The 20,772-nt window shown below is 64.3% G+C and carries 11 protein-coding genes; 8 read left to right on the top strand and 3 right to left on the bottom strand.

Annotation, left to right across the window (positions count from 1 at the left end; genetic code table 11):
- The first annotated feature begins 81 nt into the window (after positions 1-81).
- The 6 genes from AEYBE204_RS23960 (at position 82) to AEYBE204_RS23940 (ending at position 8,743) form a co-directional block, all read left to right on the top strand.
- Complete coding sequence (locus AEYBE204_RS23960; protein WP_023460938.1) at positions 82-3,246, top strand: TonB-dependent receptor; 3,165 nt, start codon at positions 82-84, stop codon at positions 3,244-3,246.
- An 18-nt stretch (positions 3,247-3,264) separates the two neighbouring features.
- Positions 3,265-4,368: a LacI family DNA-binding transcriptional regulator gene (locus AEYBE204_RS23955; protein ID WP_023460937.1), complete on the top strand. Its 1,104-nt coding sequence runs from the start codon at positions 3,265-3,267 to the stop codon at positions 4,366-4,368.
- Positions 4,365-5,627, top strand: a complete 1,263-nt coding sequence (locus tag AEYBE204_RS0119855) for an alginate lyase family protein (protein ID WP_023460936.1) — start codon at positions 4,365-4,367, stop codon at positions 5,625-5,627. Before AEYBE204_RS23955 ends, AEYBE204_RS0119855 begins: the two co-directional genes overlap by 4 nt.
- Positions 5,628-5,655: 28 nt before the next feature.
- On the top strand, positions 5,656-7,353 hold the full coding sequence (locus AEYBE204_RS23950; protein WP_023460935.1) for a glycosyl hydrolase family 28-related protein: 1,698 nt from the start codon (positions 5,656-5,658) through the stop codon (positions 7,351-7,353).
- Positions 7,354-7,432: 79 nt separating this feature from the next.
- On the top strand, positions 7,433-8,350 hold the full coding sequence (locus AEYBE204_RS23945) for a M14 family metallocarboxypeptidase (protein ID WP_031229726.1): 918 nt from the start codon (positions 7,433-7,435) through the stop codon (positions 8,348-8,350).
- A gap of 63 nt (positions 8,351-8,413) precedes the next feature.
- Positions 8,414-8,743, top strand: a complete 330-nt coding sequence (locus AEYBE204_RS23940) for a DUF2322 family protein (RefSeq protein ID WP_023460933.1) — start codon at positions 8,414-8,416, stop codon at positions 8,741-8,743.
- On the opposite strand, the gene AEYBE204_RS23935 is transcribed toward AEYBE204_RS23940, so the two are convergent.
- A complete protein-coding gene (locus tag AEYBE204_RS23935) occupies positions 8,740-9,210 on the bottom strand; it encodes an Lrp/AsnC family transcriptional regulator (protein ID WP_023460932.1) in 471 nt (156 codons plus the stop codon). The two genes, AEYBE204_RS23940 and AEYBE204_RS23935, sit on opposite strands and share 4 nt — an antisense overlap.
- Before the next feature lie 116 nt (positions 9,211-9,326).
- Between AEYBE204_RS23935 and AEYBE204_RS23930 the strand changes: the two genes are divergently transcribed.
- Entirely contained in the window at positions 9,327-10,526 is a 1,200-nt protein-coding gene (locus AEYBE204_RS23930; RefSeq protein ID WP_023460931.1) for an amino acid aminotransferase, read from the top strand.
- Between the two features lies 1 nt (position 10,527).
- On the opposite strand, the gene AEYBE204_RS23925 is transcribed toward AEYBE204_RS23930, so the two are convergent.
- The gene (locus AEYBE204_RS23925; protein WP_023460930.1) at positions 10,528-11,445 is read right to left on the bottom strand and encodes a hypothetical protein; all 918 of its coding nucleotides are present in this window, start codon (positions 11,443-11,445) and stop codon (positions 10,528-10,530) included.
- Positions 11,446-11,568: 123 nt separating this feature from the next.
- Entirely contained in the window at positions 11,569-12,939 is a 1,371-nt protein-coding gene (locus tag AEYBE204_RS23920) for a flagellar hook protein FlgE (RefSeq protein WP_031229722.1), read from the bottom strand.
- A gap of 330 nt (positions 12,940-13,269) precedes the next feature.
- Here AEYBE204_RS23920 and AEYBE204_RS23915 point away from each other — a divergent pair, with 330 nt between their 5' ends.
- Positions 13,270-20,772, top strand: coding sequence for a hypothetical protein (locus AEYBE204_RS23915; protein ID WP_023460928.1), 7,503 nt, complete (start codon positions 13,270-13,272; stop codon positions 20,770-20,772).

Below are 20,772 nucleotides of genomic sequence, written 5' to 3'. Positions count from 1 at the left end.
CATTCTTGACACCGGTATCGGATTTGACTTACTCAATGACGCAGAATGGGCGAACCTAAAAACAGCCCTCGGAGGAACACCATGACCCGCTCTCCCAGACCGGCCCCCCGGCCCTTCAAAGCCCTGTGCCTGAGCACGGCGGCCCTGAACGCCCTGATCCTGAGCTCGACCCTGCTGGCGTCGGGCGCCTCGGCCCAAACGACCACGCCCGAATCTGAGGCCACCGACGATAATATTCAGGTCGTTGTGGTGCGCGGCATCCGGGGCTCGCTCAACGACGCGCTTGAAATCCGCAAGAAATCCGACGTCATCCTCGACGGCATTTCGGCGGACGACATCGGCTCGACGCCCGACCTCAACCTCGGCGAGGCGCTGCAACGCATTCCGGGCGTGCAGATCAACCGCTCCGACGACCGGCGCGACGCCTCGATCAGCGTGCGCGGCCTGCCCAGCGAATATACCAAGACGACGGTGATGGGCCAAAGCATCGCTGCGCCGACCCTGGGGACGCGCGGTTCCGGCAACCCGTTCGGCATCTACGACGCCTCGATCTTCGGCGGGGCCGACGTCATCAAGTCCTTTTCGGCCGACATGCCGGCGGGCGGTCTCGGCTCGATCGTCAATCTGCGCATCCGTCCGGCCCTGTCGCGCAAGGACGGCGGCGTGCTCCGCGCCGAAGCGCAGTGGGAAGAAACGACCGGCAAACTCAATCCCGCCTTCTTCATCACCGGCTCGAAGAAGATCACGCCCGACTTCGGCGTCTATGGCACCCTCTCCTATTCGCGGCAAAATTTCCGCCGCGACACGATCCGCATCAATGCCTATACGGCCTATAGCGCCGCGCGCCTGACGCAACTGGCGGCAACCAATTCGGCTTTCAACATCCCGACCGCCACCAACGGCGTCGCCAATCAGGTCGTCTATCCGTCGGAAGTGCGCCAGTATTCGCGCACCTCGGACGGCGACCGCATTTCCGGCGCGGCGGGCTTCGAATGGCGCGTCAACGACGCCGTGACCGTGCGCCTCGACGGGATAGCCACCCGCCGCGACCTGAACGAGGCCAATCTCGACATCCTGACGGCCTTCGCCTCCGACACCAACGGCATCGTCACGCCACTCAGCAATCCGGTGCTGGTCGGGCAGTTCGATCGCGGCTCGGACGGCACGGTCGAAAACGTCTATGTCGTCAACAAGGTGCTGGCCAGCGACGTGCAACTGCCCATCGGCAATCGCGGCATGCCCTCGATCGACCAGAGCTTCGCCCTCTATCCGCAGATCAATCTGCGGCTGGGCGCGTGGCGCATCGATGCCATCGGCACGATCTCCGAAGCGCTGGGTACGCGCGAGGAGTATCTGTACGAGCACCGCATTCAACCGACCACGGGTCGCACCGACACCAACAACGACGGCATAGACGACACGACCAACGGCATCACGGCGACCATCGATACCGGTCTCGGCAATTACAAGAACTACCTGTTCGATCTCAACGTCCCGTCGCGACTTCTGACCGCTGTCGGCGGCTATACGGTCAGCGGCGGCAACGGCACCCAGGCGCGCAACGGCCTGCGCCCGGAAAACGTCGTCGTCACCGCCAGCGGCGCCAATCACCGCGTCAATCGCGACATGTACGCGCTGGACCTCAAGGCCGAACGCGCCCTCGATTTCGGCCCGCTAATCAGCGTCAATTTCGGCGTCTACTATTCCAAGGAAAAGGCGCATCAGGTCTATCAGGAAAACGCCAATCTCGGCCTGCAACTGAACAACCTGACCAACGATATCTTCAAGCTGAACGACGCGGTGACGTCGGGCGGGCATTTCTTCGGCTCCGGCGCGCCCAATGCCGAACTGAACGCCTTCTGGTCGGTCGATTACCGCTTGATCGAGCAGCAGATTTTCCCGGTCCTGACCACCGTGCCGACCAATGTCGCCTTCACCATGACGGCGGCGCAACTGGCGACCTTCTTCCCCGAACTGACCCCCGCCGCGCGCACCCGCATCACCTATGCGAAGATACTGGAGCTGGCCCCGCGCAACGAACTATCGGGCATGATCCAGCGCTTCCCGCTCAACCGCGTCGCCGGTCAGAACTTCCGCTCCTCGCGCGAAAACCTCGAAGTCTTCGCCCAGACGAAGTTCGATTTTTCCGAAGTTAGCGCCAATTTCCCCGTGCGCGGCAATCTCGGCCTGCGCTACGTCAAGGCCGACCTGACCGGGCTGATCGAGGATCAGGCGCTGAAATTCTATCAGGCGCTGGGCTTCACCGCCGCCGACTTCCGCCCCGGCTACTTCCAGCCGCCGACACCGGCGGGGGGCACCTACGACGCGCTGCTGCCGTCGATGAACCTGATCGTCGATTTTTCACCGAAATGGGTGGCGCGCGCCGCCTATTATGAGACCTTCGAGGCTTTCGATCTGGTCGAGTTTTCCCCCGCGCCGACGCGGGTGCTCGAAAACGTCGATCCGGACACCGGCGAAACCCTCAGTTCGGTGCGCATCGACATGAACCGCTTCGGCCTCAAGCCGCGCAGTTCCAAGGCCTTTGATCTGGGGCTGTCGTGGTATAACCGGCGCGGCAATGTCGTCGCCATCGGCTATTTCCACAAGACGATCGAAAACAATATCATCGAGCAGAACAACTACTGCCCGGTGGGACAAAACTTCGAGGTCGAGGGCGAATCCTACGGGCCGCTGTTCGTCGACGCGACGGGCTTCTGCCGCATCCAGCAGGGCGCGGCGGTCGAGACCGGCAATCAGCGCATCGTCATCAACCGCATCATCAACGACCCGAACCAGCTCAAGGTGCAGGGCGTCGAATTCCAGGTCCAGCAGGATTTCAGCTTCCTGCCCGGCATCTGGAAGAACTTCGGCATGGTCTTCAACGCCACCAAGGTGACGTCGAGCGGCAGCAATGGCTCGAAGCTCTACGGCGTGGCCGATCACACGTTCAATCTGATCGGCTATTACGAGGACGACCACTGGCAGGCGCGTCTGGCTTATAACTATGCGTCCGACATCCTGCTCGAAGGCGGTTCGACCTTCACCGGCTCGTCCAGCCGCGTCCGGCCGCGCGGGCAGCTCGATTTTTCGGGCGCCTACATGCCGAACGCGACGACCGAGGTGCGCCTCGAAGTCTACAACATCACCAATTCGCGTCGCGAAGAGTACGAAGGGGTCGAAGCCTTCAACCGCGTTGCGGACTATGACGGCATCACCTATTCGCTTAACGTAACCAAGAAATTTTAGTGTAAATAGGCCTTCAGCGTGGACGAAAAACGAAAAGCCCCGAAACTCCGCGACACCGCCACGGTGGTGCCGCTCCCGCGCAAACCGGGGGCGGCCCTGACCATCACCGATGTCGCCGAATTCGCCGGGGTGTCAAAAAAGACGGTCAGCCGGGTGCTCAATCGCGAACCGATGAAGGCCGCCACGCGGGCGAAGGTCGAGGCCGCTATCGAGACCCTGGGCTTCGTGCCCAATGTTCAGGCGCGGGCCTTGGCCTTTCGCAAGAACTTCGTCATCGTCCTGTTCATCCACGACTCGACCTCGCCCATGGCCATGAAGTTTCAGCGCGGCGTGTTATCGGCCATCGCCGACAGCGAACTGGCGCTGGCCGTGCGGCCCGTGGACCGCGAATCGCCCGACCTGCTGGCCGATATCGAGACCTTTCTTGGGCGTCAGAAGCCGATGGGGGCGATCTTCCTGCCGCCCCTGTCCGAGCGCGACGATATCGGCGAGATGTGCCAGAGGCTGAACGTTCGCTATGTCCGCGTCGGCTCGGCGCCGCTCGATATGATGTCGCGCAGCGTCTGGTCGAACGACCGCGATGTCGTGACCGCCGTCGTGCGCGATATCGTGGCGCGCGGTCATCGCCGCATCGGCTTCGTGCGCGGGCCATCCGGCTTCCGCTCGGCGCGCGAACGGGAGGCCGGTTTCCGTCAGGCGCTACAGGCGGCGGGTTTGCCGGTCGATGAGGCCCTGATGGTGGACGGACACTACAGCTTCGAGTCGGGGGTGAGCGCCGGGGCCGCCCTGCTCGACGCGCCGCACCCCCCGACGGTAATTTTCGCCAGCAACGATTCGATGGCCGCCGGGGTGACGCGCGCCGCGCACCAACGCGGCCTAAGCCTGCCGCGCGACCTGTCCATCGTCGGTTTCGACGACAATCCGGTCGCCCAGCAGATATGGCCCTCCCTGACCACGGTCCACTGGCCGATCGCCGAGATGGGCGCGCTGGCGGCGCGCAAGCTGGTGCCGGACATGCTGCTCGGTGCGGGTGAAGACGCCGCCGACCTGCCGTCGATGGTCGAGTCCACCATCATTCCGCGCGAGTCGCTCGGCGATGCGAAACAGGGGAAATCGGAATGAAACGGGCCCTGCTCATAGGTTCCCTGAGCCTCGCGCTCGTCCTTCCGGCGCTTGGCCATACCGCCGAACTCAAGCGCTGCGACGGCGTCAACGGCTACGCAGCGGCGGGGGCGCGCACCTTCCTGTGGCGGCCCGAATGGATCGCTATGGCGAAGGCGCAACTGGCGGCCTCGCCCGCCCAGGCAAAAGCGCTCAAGGCGTCCGCCGACAAGGCCCTGACGCGCGGCCCTTACAGTGTCACCGACAAGCCGCGCGCACCCACAGGCGGCGACGCCCACGACTATGTCAGCATCGGTCCCTACTGGTGGCCGGACCCGGCAAAGCCCGACGGCCTGCCCTATGTGCGCCGTGACGGCGAGATCAATCCCGAACGCGCCGGTGACGGCTTCGACATGACGCGATCACTGCGGTTACGCGACGACGTACAGACCCTGAGCCTCGCCTATGCCCTGCTCGGCGACGAGGCCTATGCCGATCATGCGGCGAAATTGCTGCGCGTGTGGTTTCTCGATCCGCAGACGCGCATGACGCCGCGCCTGACCTTCGCCCAGGCCGTGCCGGGCGTGAACAGCGGCCGCGCCGAAGGGGTGATCGACGCCCTGCGCTTTCAGCCGATTGTCGAGAGCATCGGCCTGATCGCCCCGTCGGGCGCCTTGAGCGCCGACGAGTTGAAGGGGCTCGAACACTGGTTCGGCAGTCTCGCCGACTGGATGCGCGACAGCCCGACGGGAAAGGCCGAACGCGCCAAGACCAATAATCACGGCGTCTATTACGACATGATGCGCGCCCACTTCGCCCTCTATGCCCGACAGGACTCCGAGGCGAAAGCCATTCTTGCCGCCTTCGGTGACACACGTCTGGCCAGGCAGATGGCACCGGACGGCACCTTTCCCGAAGAGCTGACGCGCACGCGGTCATGGCACTATTCGGTGTGGACGGTGGACGCTTCGGTGTCGGCGGCCATGCTGGGGTCGTGCGTCGGGGTCGATCTGTGGAACGGCTCGTACGGCGGTCGCAGCCTGCGCATCGCCACGCAATATCTGGTGCCCTATGTCGCCGGAACGCAGGTCTGGCCGCTGCCCGACATCGATCTGAAAGACCCCAAGCGCAAGGCCGTCGAAGAGGCCGCCGCCCGCCGCACCCTTCGGCGCGCGGGCTGGGGGTTCAATGATGCCGCCCTGTCGGCCGTCGCCGTCGACCGCGATTTGCCAGCCGACTTCGAAGAGGACCTGCTGGCCCCCATCCTGCCCACTCAATAATAATCATGACCCAAAAAGGAAACGCCCCATGTCCCGTGAGATCTCCCGGCGCGACGCCCTGCGCCGCCTGTCCGCCTCCGCGCTGGTATCGGCGGGCATGACGGGGCTGTTCGCCGCCTCTAGCCACGCGGCCGAGCCGTTCACGCGGTCTCAGGTCGTGCCGTCGCTGAAAGGCCTGCCGGACTATTCCTACGCCGGTTACGGCTTCGGTCTGGCCGACCTCCCGACCGGCAGCGGCACGGTCATCGATGTGACGACCTTCGGCGCGAAGGGCGACGGCAAGACCGACGACAGCCGCGCCGTGCGCGAAGCTTTGGCCGCCGCGCATAAAACCACGGGCAAGGTCACCCTGCGTTTCCCCGCCGGGCGTTTCGTCCTCACCGACATCCTGCGTATCGAACGCAGCGACTTCGTCCTCGAAGGCGCCGGACGTGATGAGGGCGGCACGACGCTCTATTTCCCCCGCCCGCTGCGCCTGATCGACGAGAGCCAGACGCTCAAGGAGCTGCGCGAATATATCCGCAAGGAAAACAAGCGTCAGATCGAAAAAGACCGCAATATCGACTACTGGTTCAGCGAATATAGCTGGAGCGAAGGCTTCATCCGCGTCGGCATTCCCGGCACGCGCTACGCCGAATATCTGCCGGAATACGACACCCCGCCGGACGTCCTGACCACCGGTATGACGGGCAGCAAATGGGCGCGCGACCTCACCGTGGCCGACGCTTTGGGCATCAAGGTCGGGCAGATCATCCAGATCCAGTGGTTCTCGGACAAGGGGCGCGACAGCGGCATCATCAAATCGTTGTACGGCGACACCGACCTGCCCATCGGTCAGCGTCATTACGACAACCCGGCCCGCGCGCTGGTGACGCAGACGACACGCGTGGTGGCGGTCACCGGCAACCGCCTGTCGCTCGGCGACCCGCTTCTGCACGCGGTTTCCACCGGTCAGCCCGCGCGCATCGTGCGCAAGGCCTTCCTGACCGAGGTCGGCATTCAGGGGCTGCGCATCGAATTCCCCGACGCGCCCGCCTTCGGCCACCACCTCGAGGAAGGCTATAATGCCATCGCGCTCAACGAGATGTTCGACGGCTGGGTGCGCGACGTCACCATCCACAATGCCGATTCCGGCGTCCTGACCTATGACAGCGCCAGCCTGACCCTGACCGACATCGCCACCACCGGCGACCGCGAAGCGCACTACTCGGTTCACGTCGGCAACGCCCACAACGTGCTGGTCCGCGACCTTCTGGTCGCCAATCCGGTCGTCCACCCCTTAAGCGTCAATACGCAGGCGACGCGCGCCATCTATTCGCGCGCTGTGGTCCTGCGCGGCGGCCTGATCGATCAGCACGCCGGGGCCAACCACGAAAACCTGTTCGACGCGGTGAAACTGCACATCCGTCCGCGTCAGGTCGACGGCGTCTGGGTCCACGACACCTGGGCCGGCGGCGGGGCGGCCTACTGGCAACCCAATCACGGCCTGCACAATACGACGTGGAATCTGGAGGTCGTCGTCGACGGCGGCGCGCCGTGGGACGCGACGGTGGAACTGCGCGGCCTGAAGCAGGGTGTGGGCGAAAACGTCATCGGCGTCCACGGCAACCGTCCGCTGCGCGTCACCTATCCCCGCGCCGCCCGCATCGAAGGCGTAAACACCGCCTATGAAGCTGCGCTTTCGTTATATGACCATCAGCTATCGAAACGCGCTCACCGCGGCTAGGAACAGGTCTGGCTGAATGATATGGGTCGGGTTATATACGTCTCCCCGCCGAATTCTGCCACACAATGAATGTTCAGCCATGACCACCGCTTTTTACCCCATCGGAGTGCCTGGAACGCCTTGGGGCAGACCTGAACGACAGGCGTGGCGAGACCGGCGGACGAAGATACGCAGCTATGCCGAGGACGTAGGCTCACGCCTACAGGCCTTGGCGGATCGTTTCGACATCAGCGTCTATGGCGAACTGACCTATGCGGACGATACCTATCCTCTTTACGTCCTGCGATCGATGGATTGGAATCCAGACCTGCCGAACGCCCTGATCACAGGCGGCGTTCACGGTTACGAGACCAGCGGCGTCATGGGGGCGCTTGAATTTCTGGAACACCATGCCGGAGGTTATGCAGGCCGGATGAATCTCCTGATTGCCCCTTGCGTCAGTCCCTGGGGTTATGAACGCATCAATCGCTGGAATTTCGATGCACTGGACCCCAACCGTAATTTCCGAGCGGATAGTCCGGCTGAGGAATGCGCCGCGCTGATGCGACTGATTGCGCCCCTGCGCGGCCAGTTCCTGTTACATATAGACCTGCACGAAACGACCGATAGCGATGCCAGCGAATTCAGACCGGCTCTGGCGGCACGGGACGGCCAGACCTACGAGACCGAAGAGATTCCAGACGGCTTCTATCTGGTCGACGACAGCCAGAATCCTCGCCCGGACTTTCAAAAAGCCATCATCGAGGCTGTAGCGACGATCACCCATATCGCACCGCCGGATGCCGAAGGGGCCATTATCGGATCGCCCGTGATCGCACCGGGTGTGATTGCGTATCCGGTAGCTGAATTCGGGCTCTGCACCAGTATCACCGGCGCGCGATATACCACCATTACAGAGGTTTATCCCGACAGCCCCCTGGCGTCCCCTGAACAGTGCAATGCTGCTCAGGTTGCGGCGGTGTGCGCGGCATTGGATTACGGGCTTGGCCACATTTGATGTTTTACCTTTCGCCGTAAACGGTTACATGCGCGCAGCCAAATCGTCACGAAGGCAAGACAGATGACACAGATTCACCCCGGCCCGTCGTTCAGGGAAAACCTCCAGCAGTTGCCGTCCATAACCGACGTACAGCGTATCGACCTGATCGACGCGTCCGGTGTCGTGATCGCCACGATCGAGAATGCGCCGGGGAAACAGGGCTCGCTGGCCGTCTATCAGGCGCTCAAGCTGGACTTCGGCCTCCTCGATGCGGCGGCGGCCCGGCACGGACTGGAGCTGTTCGCCGAGCACACGGCCGATGCCCGCAGCCGTCCCGGTGCGCACCCCAATATCGACCGCTTGCTGGCCATCGCGGCGGGCGGCGAACCCCTGCGTATCGAAATTGTTTAAACCGGCACCGCCGTCGTATGCTTGATGCAGCGCAGGGCGAACTGCGACGAGGTCGAGGCCACGACGGGCTGGGCCAGCAGGCGCTTCATCATGAAGGCTTCGTAGGAGTCCATGTCCTCGGTCAGAATCCGTAGCTGGTAATCGAATTCGCCCGATATCGAGTAGCAGTCGACGACCTCTTCGCTGTGGGCCAGAAACTGCTCGAAGGCCTTGCGATCCTCGGCGGCGTGCGACTTCATGCGCACCCAGCAAAAGGCGCTCAGACTCTTGCCCAGCGCCCGCGCGTCCGCCAACCGCACGACGTCGCCGAGAACGCCTTCGCTTTCCAGCCGTTTCAAGCGTCGCCAGCACGAGGCCGCCGAGGCTCCGACGACCTCGGCCAGGTCCGCGCTGCTCATATCGCCCTTGCGCTGGATTTCGCGCAATATACGGCGATCAATGTCATCGATGTGAACTGATTTTCTCATGAAATAGCCATAACTGGAAACATTCGTTTCAAATCATAGCGTCCGAACGCCGTCTTTGAAACCCCTTTCGCAGCCGTCCCATGATAGACCCGTCCCGCACATGACGGGAGGTGGCGATGGACGATCACAAGGTAATTCAGACCGGATGGAGCCGCCTGCCGTCGTCGGCCCCCGACGCGCTTCTGGGGCTGATCGCGCAGTTCCGCGCCGATCCGCGTCCGCACAGGATCGATCTCGGCGTCGGTGTCTATAAGGACGAGAGCGGACACACGCCGGTCTTCGATGCCGTCAAGGCCGCCGAACAGCGGCTGATCGAGACGCAAACCAGCAAGTCCTATCTCGGTGCCGAAGGCGATACCGTCTTTGTCGAGCGCCTGATACCGGTCATCTTCGGCGCCAACAGCGACCGCCAGCGCCTGACCGGCCTGCAAACCCCCGGCGGCACCGGGGCGCTGCGTCTGGGGGCCGACCTGCTGCGCCTGTCGCGGCAAGGACCTGCGCGCATTCATGTCGGCGTGCCGGGCTGGGTCAATCACACCCCGCTGTTTCAGGCGGCGGGCCTTGAGATCGTCGAACACAGCTACGTATCCTCGACCGGCACCCTCGCTTTCGATCGGGTGCTGGCAGCCCTGCATCAGGCGCGCCGCGGCGACGCCGTGCTGATTCAGGCCAGCGGCCACAACCCCACCGGCCTCGATTTCAGCCCGGCGCAATGGCGGCAACTGGCCGACACCCTGTCGCACAACGGCCTGATCCCGTTCCTCGACATGGCCTATCAGGGCCTGAGTCAGGGACTCGACGCCGATGCACAGGGCGCGCGCCTGATCTTCGACGCCTGTCCCGACGCCCTTCTGGCCTATAGCTGCGACAAGAATTTCGGCCTCTATCGCGACCGTGTCGGCGCGCTGTTCGTGCAGTCGGCGCGCCGTTCGGACCTGCCCGCCATCGCCGCGACCCTGACCGGACTGGCACGGGTCAGCTGGTCGATGCCGCCCGATCACGGAGCGGCCGTGGTGCGTCTGATCCTCGACACCCCGGCCCTGACGGCGCAATGGCAGGCCGAACTGACGCAGATGCGCGAACGAATCAACGGTCTGCGGGAGGTTCTGGCCGAAGCGCATCCGTTTTTGCGCATCGTGGCACACCAAAGCGGCATGTTCTCGTTCCTGCCCCTGACCCCGGCTCAGATCGCCACCCTGCGCGAGGATTTCGCGATCTACATGGCCGGGTCCGGCCGGATCAGCCTGTGCGGCCTGAACGCCGGCAACATGGCGCACTTCGTCTCCGCCATCGCCTCGGTAACGGCAAGGGAATAGGCTACAAAGCCATCACGGCGGGCACGTTCACCTCAGCAGCGACCTTCGTCACTATGCCGAGCTGCTGCATTTCGCTTTCACCGGCGCTGCTCAGCGTCTTGTAGATGGTGGTCTTTTCCTCTGCGGTGAAGAAGGCCTCGCCACGACCGGACACGCCCTTGTTGAGGCGCACGGCGGATTTCTTGCCGCGCGTGGCCTCGTAGACCGCTGTGATGCGGTCGCGCGCATAGGTATGGGCCGGATCGATATAGGCCATGATGGCCTCGATCAGGTCCACCGGCTGTTCAACGAGATCGTCGTATTTCAGCCACAGGGGTGGCCGCACACCCCGAACGTGACAATCGACCGAATAGCGCAGCCAGCCGCCGTAGAAACGCGCGTACCAGGCGGGCAGGACATGGACCAGCATATGCCGCTGTTCGGTTTCGGTCAGGTCGTGCCACGGTGCGCCCAGGGCGCTGAAGCTGTCGGCATCGTCGGGCGGGGCGGCGTTGCACATGTCCCTGGCGCTGACCAGCGTGTCGAGGATATCGCGCGTGCCGATGACGACCGGGATATCGAAGGCCTCGATCAGCCCGGTGGTGTGCCGCGACGGGTTGAGATGCAGGTGCATCACCGCCGCCCCCGGACGCGCGCCGGAAACGATATGCTGATTGAGAAGGGTCGGAAAATAGAGGTCGTGCAGCAGGGTGACATTGGCATAGGCCCCGCGGCTGAGGAAGCTGTCGTAATTCGCCCCCAGCAGGTCGATCAGGGCCGTCCGCAGAAAGGTACCGGCGACCTTAGGCGGAAAGGCCAGAAGGCATTGCCGGTTGCCGGTCTGGATATTGCGCAGAACCTCGACCAGTTCCGGCGCCAGACTGCCGTCCGCCTTCGGAAGCGCGGTCATGAGATGATAAAGGGTTTCAAATGCCGACATGTCTTTTCCCGTTATTGCCTTCGGCAATATAAAATAAGAAAAGGTCGCGACTTTGATGGTTTCAATTCATATATGAAATTATATTTACAATATAATTCAGAAAAGAAATAATATTAATTTCACTTATCTCTTAAGACTTATTAATTCCTGCATCATTTCATCTGCGGTCGTTATTATTTTTGACGATGCCGAATAAGCGCGTTGCACAGTGATCAGATTTGTAAATTCGGTCGCCAGATCGACGGTCGAGGCTTCGAGGGCCGAGGCGGTCAGGCTGCCCGCGCCCTCGCTGCCGGGGGCTTTCAGCGTATAGCTGCCCGAAGCCGAGGTCGCCTTGTAGGTATTGCCCGACACCGCTTTCAGGCCGTCGGCATTGACGAAGGTGGCCAGCGCCACCTGCGCTATGGTGCGCGTCGAGCCATCCTCATAGACGGCCGTCACCTTGCCGTCCTCGCCGATCTCGATGTCCGTCACGTCGCTGAATACCGTGCCGTTGGCCTCGATGCTGTTGACCGTCGAACTGGAGGCCATCTGGGTCAGGCCGTCGCCGATATCGAGCGTGATCGACTGCCCCTCGATACCCAGATCGCTGTTCCAGTGCAGCCCGCCGGAGTCGTCGCTGGAGGCACCGATGCTAATCGTCGTGCCCGCTGCACCGTCCGTCCCCAGAAAGGCGTTCAGGCTGTCGGTGTTTATCGAGCCGTCCTCGTTGAAGCTGATGGTCCCGGTCTTGATGATAGTACCGTCGGCGCCGTAACCGCCACTGACGTCGTCGGACCACAGTTCGACCGTCCATTCGTTCGCCGTCTCGCTCTTGAGAAACGACAGGGTCAGGCTGTGCTCGCCGCCCTGGGAGTCCGACACCGGGATCGTGATCTCGAAATCCGGTTCGACGCCGGTCCCCGCCTCGGCGTCGTAACTGGCCATCGAAAGGCCGCTGGAGATATCGTATTCGCCCGTATAGGCCTCGGTGGTCGAATTGAGATTGGCCGACAAACTGACCTCGGTGGTGGCTTCCGGATCGTCGGCCGCCGTCGGGATGCGGATCGCCGAAAGCTGCGAGGTCAGGCCGCCGGTCGTCAGATTCCCCGAACTGTCCGCCGTCCAGCCCTGAAGATAATAGCCCGACGCATTGACCAGATAGCCGTCGGCATCGACCGAAAACGAGCCGTCGCGGGTGTAGAGGCTGGCGCTGCCCGCCGCCGAGGTATCGGACACCACGAAGAACCCGTTGCCGTCGATGGCCATGTCGAGCGCCGAAGTCGTGGTTTGCAGCGTTCCTGCCTGCGACACCGACATCGAGGTGCTGGCCGACACGCCGCTGCCGGTATAGGTCGTGCCCGCGCTTGACGTGACCGTGGCCGACAGGTTGGTCTCGATGCGTTTATAGGCCGTCGTATTGACGTTGGCGATATTGTTGGAAATCCCCGACAGCGCCGTCGAGGTGGCGGTCAGACCGGACACGCCGGTCAGCATAACACTGCTCAGGGACATAACACCTCTCAATGCATCGATTAGAAAATTCAGCGTATAAAATGACAGTAAATGCGGTTAATCTAATGTAAATTTCATAATATAAATAGAAATTCAAAATCGAAATCATAACAACACTATATTTCAATGTTGAAATATTTTCACATGCTTTGAAAACAGTATTTAAATTTCAAAATTTATACATTCAAACCTCCATTTGACCGTTTTTATCCGGCAAAGCCGCTCATAGCGCTTTATTCAACGGTGATGCAAAACGCACCGCGACCTGTTCAAGGTTTGCGACCGGCCCGCGCCCTGTTCCGCATCAAACTCCCGGGGAAATGAAGGCGCGTGGCCTCCATCTATTCGTCCTATTCCGTCAACCAGATCGCCGCCCTGTCGACCGCGGCGGTCCGGTCCATGACGACCACGGACATCGCGGCCCTGTCGACGACCCAGATCGCCGCCTTTACGCTCGAGCAGATCGCCTCCCTGACGACGACCGAGCTGACGGCCCTTTCCACCACGCAGATGCGCGCCCTGACGACCGAACAGATCGCGGCCTTTACCGCCGATCAGATGGTGTTCAGCGCCAGGCAGTTGTCGGTGCTGATCGAGGCTCAGGTCGAAGCCTTCGGCGTCGAGGACATCGCCGCCCTGACCACCCAGCAGATCGCCGGCCTGACCCAGACCGATATCGGCGAATTTTCGGCCACGCAATTCGCCGCCCTGTCGCCGACGCAACTGAGCGTCCTGACCACCACGCAGGTCAAGGGATTTCAAACCGATCAGATCGGCGTGCTTTCGACGACGCAACTGGCGGCCCTGTCGTCGACGCAGGTCAGCGCCCTGACCTCGGCGCAGATTCAGGGCCTGAACGCCACCCTGATCGACGCCCTTTCGGTGACGCAACTCTCCGGCCTGACCTCGACCCAGATCGGCTGGTTCGGCACAGCGGGGATCGCGGCCCTGTCCGGCGAAGACCTCGCCACACTCAATACGACGCAGGTGCGCGGGCTCTCCGTTACCGAACTGCAATCCCTGTCGCCGGCTCAGCTATCCGCCCTGACCGCCACCCAGATCGGCGGCCTGACCTCGACCCAGATCGTCAGCCTGAGCGCCGAAATGCTCAATGCTCTCAGCACGACCCAGATCGGCGGCTATAGCCTGACCCAGATGGGTTATCTGACCTCGACTCAGGTCAGCAGCCTGAGCACGACCTTCGTCAATGCCCTCACCGTCACCCAGTCATCGGGCCTGACCGTCACCGCCGTGTCGGGCCTCAATACCGAACAGTTGCAAAGCCTCAATGCGACGCGGGTGGCCGCCCTGACCTCGACCCAGATCAGGGGCCTGACCGATACCCAGATCAACACCCTGTCGGCGACGCAGATGGCGGCGCTCAACGACACCCAGATCAAGGCCCTGACCACCACCCAGATCAAGACCCTGAGCGCCACGGCCATAGCGACCCTTAGCGCGGCGCAGTTTTCCAACCTGACCTCGACGCAGCTGAACGCGCTGGTCGAACGGCAGGTCTACAGCCTGACCGAAACCGAACTCGGCTGGCTGCGCACCGACCAGATCAGCGGGTTGAGCGCCACGGCAATCGCCGCGCTCAACGCCACGCAGTTTTCGACCCTGACCGCCAATCAGCTGGGCGCCCTGACGGTCACCCAGATCCGCGCCATCGGGTCCGAAGACCTCGACATCCTGACCACAACGCAATTGTCGGGCCTGACCTCGACCCAGGTGGCGGCGCTGGCGACGACGCAGGTGGCGGCGCTCGGCACCAGCCTGATCGCCAGCCTGAGCACCACGCAGGTCAAGGGCCTGACTGCCTCGGCGGTGGCCAGCCTCAGCGCCACGCAGCTGAGCGCCCTGTCGGCCACGCAACTGGGCGTCTTCAGTCTGGCGCAGGTCGGCGGCATCAGCACCGATCTCGTCTCGACCCTGACCGGCACGCAATTATCGACCCTCAGCCTGACCCAGATCACCGCCCTGAGCGCCGGAGCGGTGTCGGGCCTGACCGCGACGCAACTGAACAGCCTTAACACGACGCAACTACGCGCCCTGACACCGACCCAGATCGGCTATCTCAGCGAAGACCAGATTGCGTCGCTCGACCTGTCGCAACTGGCGCTCCTCACGACGACCCAGATGCGCGGGCTGGTCGCTTCGGACATCGCCGCCCTGTCCAACACACAGGTCGGCGTCCTCAGCGCCACGCAGTTGTCGGCCCTGACCGCCACCGCCATCAAGGGGTTCAGCGAAGCCCAGATCGTCGGCCTGACCGCGACGCAGTTGCGCGGTTTGCCGCAGACCCTGATGGCGGCCCTGACCACGACCGAGGTGTCGCAACTGACCGCCAGCCAGTTGTCGGCACTGGGCTCGACCCAGTGGAGCGCGCTCACCTCGGCGCAGGTCAGCGCGCTCAATGACGGGCAGGTGAAGTCGCTTTCGACCACCCTGCTGCAATCGCTGAGCACGACGCAGATTCAGGGCCTGACCGCCAGCGACCTCGCCGAACTGAGCACGACCCAGCTCCAGTCGCTGACCGAACGGCAGGTCGCCGCCCTCACCGCGGCGCAGATCGCCAACCTGTCGATGGGCGAATTGTCGGCCCTGACCGCCACGCAACTGGGCGCTTTCACCTCGACCCAGGTCCGCGCGCTCACCGCCGATCAGGTCGCCGCCTTCTCGCCCACCGAACTGTCGCGTTTGTCGACGACGCAGTTCAACACGCTCACCGCGACCCAGATCAAGGCCCTGACCGCCGATCAGGTTTCGGCCCTGACCACGGCGCAGGTCGCCGCCCTGTCGGCGACGGGGCTGGGCGGTCTGACCGATGTGCAGGTCGCGGCCCTGACCGCCACGCAACTGAACGCGCTGGGTACGCGGCAAATCGCCAGCCTGACCGGGACGGCGGTGTCGAGCCTCAGCGCCGACCAGATGGGCAGCCTGACGACGCCCCTGCTCAAGGCGCTGGCCGCCACCCAGATCGCCGCCCTGACCACCGATCAGGTGTCGGCCCTGTCCACGACGCAGGCCGCTATCCTCTCGACCACCCAGATCAAGGCGCTCAACGCGACCCAGACCGGGGCGCTGAACGACTCCCAGCTTCTGGCCCTGAGCACCAGTCAGGTGGCCGTGCTCAGCGCCACGCAACTGTCCGGCCTCAGTTCCGACAAGGTGACGGCGCTGTCGACCTCGCAGATCGCGGCGCTGTCGACCACGGCGGTCGCCGCGCTCAATGCCTCCAATCTGGCCGGGCTGTCGGCCACTCAAATGGCCGCCCTGAGTACCGTACAGATCCGCGCCCTGACGGCCACCGGCGTCACCAATCTCAGCACCGAACAGGTCGCGGCGCTGACCACGACGCAGTTGAAAAGCCTGACCGCCACCGCGATCCCCGGCCTGAGCGCCGCGCAACTGGAGACGCTGACCGACGAGAGCTTGCAGGCTCTGACCACGACGCAGGTCCGCGCCCTGACCACCAGCCAGATCGCGGGCTTGTCTGCCAGCGACCTCGCGACCCTGTCGACCACGCAGTTGAAAAGCCTGACCGCCGCCGAAATGGGGGCCGTTACCGAGACCCAGATGGCCGCCCTGAGCGCCACGCAAGTCGCGGCACTTTACACCACCCAGATCGCCGGACTGACCGCCTCCGCCGTCGCCGCGCTCTCGGCCGCCCAGATTGGCGCGTTGAGCGACACCCAGATGGCCGCCCTGTCGGTCGCCGGCATGGCGGGGCTGACCAACACGCAGATTTCCAGCCTGACCGCCAGCCAGATCGCCACCTTCAGCGTGACGCAGATCGCCGCCCTGACCACCACGCAGGTGTCCGGCCTCGCCATCGATACGCTGGGGGCGCTCTCGACGACGCAACTCAGCGCCCTGACCGCGACGCAGATGACCGCGCTGTCCTCGACGCAGGTGACGGGGCTGACCACCACCCAGATCGCGGCCTTCTCGGCCACCGGCATCAGCGGTCTGAGCGACAATCAGGTTGCCGCCCTGTCGCTGAATCAACTGGGCGTCATGAGCACCAAACAGATCGCCGCGCTTTCGACCAGCGGCATAGCCAGCCTGTCGGCAACGCAGATTCAGGGACTGACCACGACGCAGGTGCGCGCCCTGACCGCCACCCAGATCGCCAGTTTCAGCGAAAACCAGATCGCCGCCCTGAGCACCACCGAGGTAGCCGCCCTCACCACCACCCAGATGGGCGCGCTCACCGCCACCGAGGCCTCGGCCCTGACGACGGCGCAACTGGGCAGCCTGTCCACGTCGCAACTGGCGGCGCTCAGTGTGACAGCGTTCCGCGGCCTGAGCGCCGCGCAGATGGCGGCGCTCACCACCACCCAGATGAACGGGCTCGCCACCGTGCAGATCGCCGCCCTGACCGAGGACGAGGTGTCGGAGCTGACCGCCACCACCCTGTCGGGCCTATCGACCACGCAGGTAAAGGCCCTGACCGCAACCGGCGTCGCCGCGCTCAATGAAACCCAGATCGCCGCCTTTTCCGCCGCCCAGATCGAGGCCCTGACCGTCACCGCCCTGAGCGGCCTGACCGAAGCACAGGCGGGCAGCCTCGGCACCACGCAACTGGCGGCGCTCGGGACAACCCAACTGGCGGCCCTGACCACGACGGCGCTGTCCGGTCTGTCGGCGACCGACATGGCCGCGTTCAGCACGACCCAGATCAAGGGCCTGACCGCCACGCAGGTCGCCAGCCTCGCCACCACGCAGGTCAAGGCCCTGTCCACCGCTCAGGTCGCCGCCCTGACCACCACGCAGGTCAAGGGCCTGACCTCCGACAGCGTCGCCGCCCTGACGACGGCACAGGTCGCGACCCTGACCACCACCCAGATTTCGGCCCTGACCGCCACGGGACTTTCCGGCCTGACGACCACGCAATTGACGGCCCTGCCCGCCACGGCGCTGGCCAGCCTCACCGCCACGCAGATCGCCGCGCTGGCCACCACCCAGATCGCCGGGCTGGGCGTCACAGCCCTGAGCGGTCTGACCACCACGCAGATCGCCGGATTGACCGCCACCGGCGTGTCGGCGCTCGATGCCACGCAGATAGCGGCGCTCAGTACCTCGCAACTGGCCGCCCTTACCGCCACCGCCATCGCGGGCCTGACCACCACGCAGGTCGGCGACCTGACCGACGCGCAGGTGGCCGCCCTGACCTCGACCCAGATATCGGCCCTCTCCACCACCGGTATCCACGGCCTGAGCGCCAGCGATCTTGCCGGATTGACGACCACGCAATTGAAAGGCCTGTCGGCGACCCTGGTCGCCGCTCTGAACACGACCCAGATCGCCGGCCTGACCGCCACGGAAGTCACAGCGCTCACCACCACCCAGATACGCGGCCTCACCTCGACGCAGGTCGAGACCCTCAGCGGCACGCAGCTTCAGGCCCTGACCTCGACCCAGATCAGCGCCCTGACGACCGAGGCTCTGCCGGGTCTGACCACGACCCTGACCGCCAGCCTGACGGCGACGCAACTTCGGGGTCTCAGTTCGACCCAGATCGGCGCTTTGGGCGAAACCGCGGTGCGCGGCCTGACCGAGACCCAGCTTCAGGCCCTGACGACGACGCAGCTCAAGGGTTTGACCGCCACCGAGATCGAGGCCCTGTCGGCAACGCAACTGACAGCCTTCAGCTCTACGCAACTGGCCGCCCTGTCGACCGCCGGGATTCAGGGCCTGAGTGACGATCAACTCGGCAGCCTGAGCCTGACGCAGTTGTCGGCGCTGACCTCGACGCAACTGGGGGCCTTTACCGCCACGCAGATCAACGCGCTCGATGCCACCCATCTGGCGGCCCTGACCTCGACGCAGTTGCGCGGCCTGAGCGCCACCCAGATCGCCGCGCTCAATCCGGACGAGATTGCCGGCCTTAGCGCCACGGCCCTGTCGGCGCTCTATACGACCCAGATCAAGGGCCTGAGCTATACGGCGCTGGAATCGCTCACCGCCACCCAACTGTCGGCCCTGACCACCACGCAATTCGCCGCCATCGACAGTCAGGCCATTTCCGGCCTCAGCGAAAGCCAGATCCAGACTCTGGCGACCACGCAACTGGCCGCCCTCACCGCGACGCAGATGGCCGCGCTCAGCACCGAAGACGTCGAGGATTTCAGCGCCAGTCAGATCGCCGCTCTGACCACCACCCAGATGAAGGGCCTGACCACAACCCAGATCGGCGTCCTGACCGCCACGCATGTGCAAGGCCTGACGGGGACGCAGGTCGCCGCGCTGGCCACCACGCAGGTGGCCGCCCTGACCTCGACCGGCCTGTCGGCCCTGACCACGACGCAAATCCAGACCCTGACCACGACGCAGGTGGCGGCCCTGTCGTCCACGGGCCTCAGCGGCCTGACCCCGACGCAGGTCGCGGCGCTCACCACCACCCAGACAAAAGCGCTTTCGGCCACGCAACTGAGCGGCCTGACCGCCGACGAGGTGCGCGCCCTGACGACGGCGCAGGTCTCGGCCCTGACCTCGACGCAACTGGCCGGGCTGGTCGCCACGGAGACCGCCGCCCTGACGGGGACGCAGTTGGCGGTCCTGACCTCGACGCAGGTGTCGGGTCTTTCGACCACCGGCATGGGCGGTCTGACCGACACCCAGATCGCCGCCCTGACCACCACGCAGCTACGCGGCCTCAGTTCGACCCAGATGTCCGGTCTGGCGGTCACGGCCCTGCCGGGCTTTACCACCGCCCAGATCAACGCCCTGACGACGACGCAGTTACGCGGCCTGACCTCGGCGCAGATCGGCGGCCTGACGACCAGCGAACTCACCGCCCTGTCCACCACGCAGGTCGGCGCGTTGACGGCGACGCAACTGAGCGGCCTCACCGCGACCGGTATGGGCGCGCTCACCACGTCGCAATTGTCGGTTCTGGCGGCCACCCAGATCGCCGGTCTATCGACCGCCGCCGTCACCGGCCTCAGCGCCACCCAGACGACGGCCCTGAGCACCACCCAGATCGGCGGCCTGACCCAGACCCAGATGGGGGTACTCTCGGCCACGGCCATCGGCGCTTTGACCGACACCCAGATCGCCGCCCTGAGCATGGTGCAGTTCGGCTCGCTGTCGGCGACCGGTGTGGCGTCGCTGCTGGAGGCGCACATCGCCTCGATCACCACCACGCAACTGGCCTCCCTGTCCGACAGCGGCATCCACGGCATGACCGCCACGGAAGTGTCCGCCCTGACCACCACGCAATTGTCGGCGCTCAGTTCCACCCAGATCGGGGCCTTGTCCACACAGGCGATCTCCGGCCTGACCGAAGCCCAGATCACCGCCCTGACCCTGACCCAGATCGCGGGCCTGACCACCACCCAGATCGGGGCGTGGGCGACCGAGGACGTGGCAGCCCTGTCGACCACCTCGATCGCCGCCCTGACCACCACGCAGTTGTCGGCGCTGGTCCGGATGCAGCTTCGCGCCCTGTCCACGGCGCAGATCGCCGCGTTATCGACCACGCAGGTCTCGGCGCTCACCCACACCCAGATCGGCAGCCTGACCATCACCGAGATCGCCGCCTTTACCACGACGCAGTTCACCGCCCTGACCGCCGAACAGGTCGCGGCCCTCACCGCCACCCAGCTCGACAATCTCAGCGCCGGTGAAATGGCGGTGCTGAGTGCCGTGCAACTCAGCCAGTTGACCACCACCAGCATGGGCCTGCTCGGCACCACCTTCCTCAGCGCGCTCAATACCTACCAGATCGAGGCCTTTACGCCAGAGCAGATCAGCTACCTGACCACCACCCAGATCGCCAGCCTGTCGGCCATACAACTGGCCGCCCTGCGCGCCGCCCTAAGCTAA

Source organism: Asticcacaulis sp. YBE204, assembly GCF_000495855.1.
Classification (GTDB): domain Bacteria; phylum Pseudomonadota; class Alphaproteobacteria; order Caulobacterales; family Caulobacteraceae; genus Asticcacaulis.
This window is presented reverse-complemented; position numbering and strand designations above follow the sequence as displayed.

Coding starts and splice junctions, on each gene's coding strand:
- AEYBE204_RS23960 (WP_023460938.1), top strand. CDS start 82: ATGACCCGCTCTCCCAGACCGGCCCCCCGGCCCTTCAAAGCCCTGTGC.
- AEYBE204_RS0119855 (WP_023460936.1), top strand. CDS start 4,365: ATGAAACGGGCCCTGCTCATAGGTTCCCTGAGCCTCGCGCTCGTCCTT.
- AEYBE204_RS23950 (WP_023460935.1), top strand. CDS start 5,656: ATGTCCCGTGAGATCTCCCGGCGCGACGCCCTGCGCCGCCTGTCCGCC.
- AEYBE204_RS23945 (WP_031229726.1), top strand. CDS start 7,433: ATGACCACCGCTTTTTACCCCATCGGAGTGCCTGGAACGCCTTGGGGC.
- AEYBE204_RS23940 (WP_023460933.1), top strand. CDS start 8,414: ATGACACAGATTCACCCCGGCCCGTCGTTCAGGGAAAACCTCCAGCAG.
- AEYBE204_RS23935 (WP_023460932.1), bottom strand. CDS start 9,210: ATGAGAAAATCAGTTCACATCGATGACATTGATCGCCGTATATTGCGC.
- AEYBE204_RS23930 (WP_023460931.1), top strand. CDS start 9,327: ATGGACGATCACAAGGTAATTCAGACCGGATGGAGCCGCCTGCCGTCG.
- AEYBE204_RS23925 (WP_023460930.1), bottom strand. CDS start 11,445: ATGTCGGCATTTGAAACCCTTTATCATCTCATGACCGCGCTTCCGAAG.
- AEYBE204_RS23920 (WP_031229722.1), bottom strand. CDS start 12,939: ATGTCCCTGAGCAGTGTTATGCTGACCGGCGTGTCCGGTCTGACCGCC.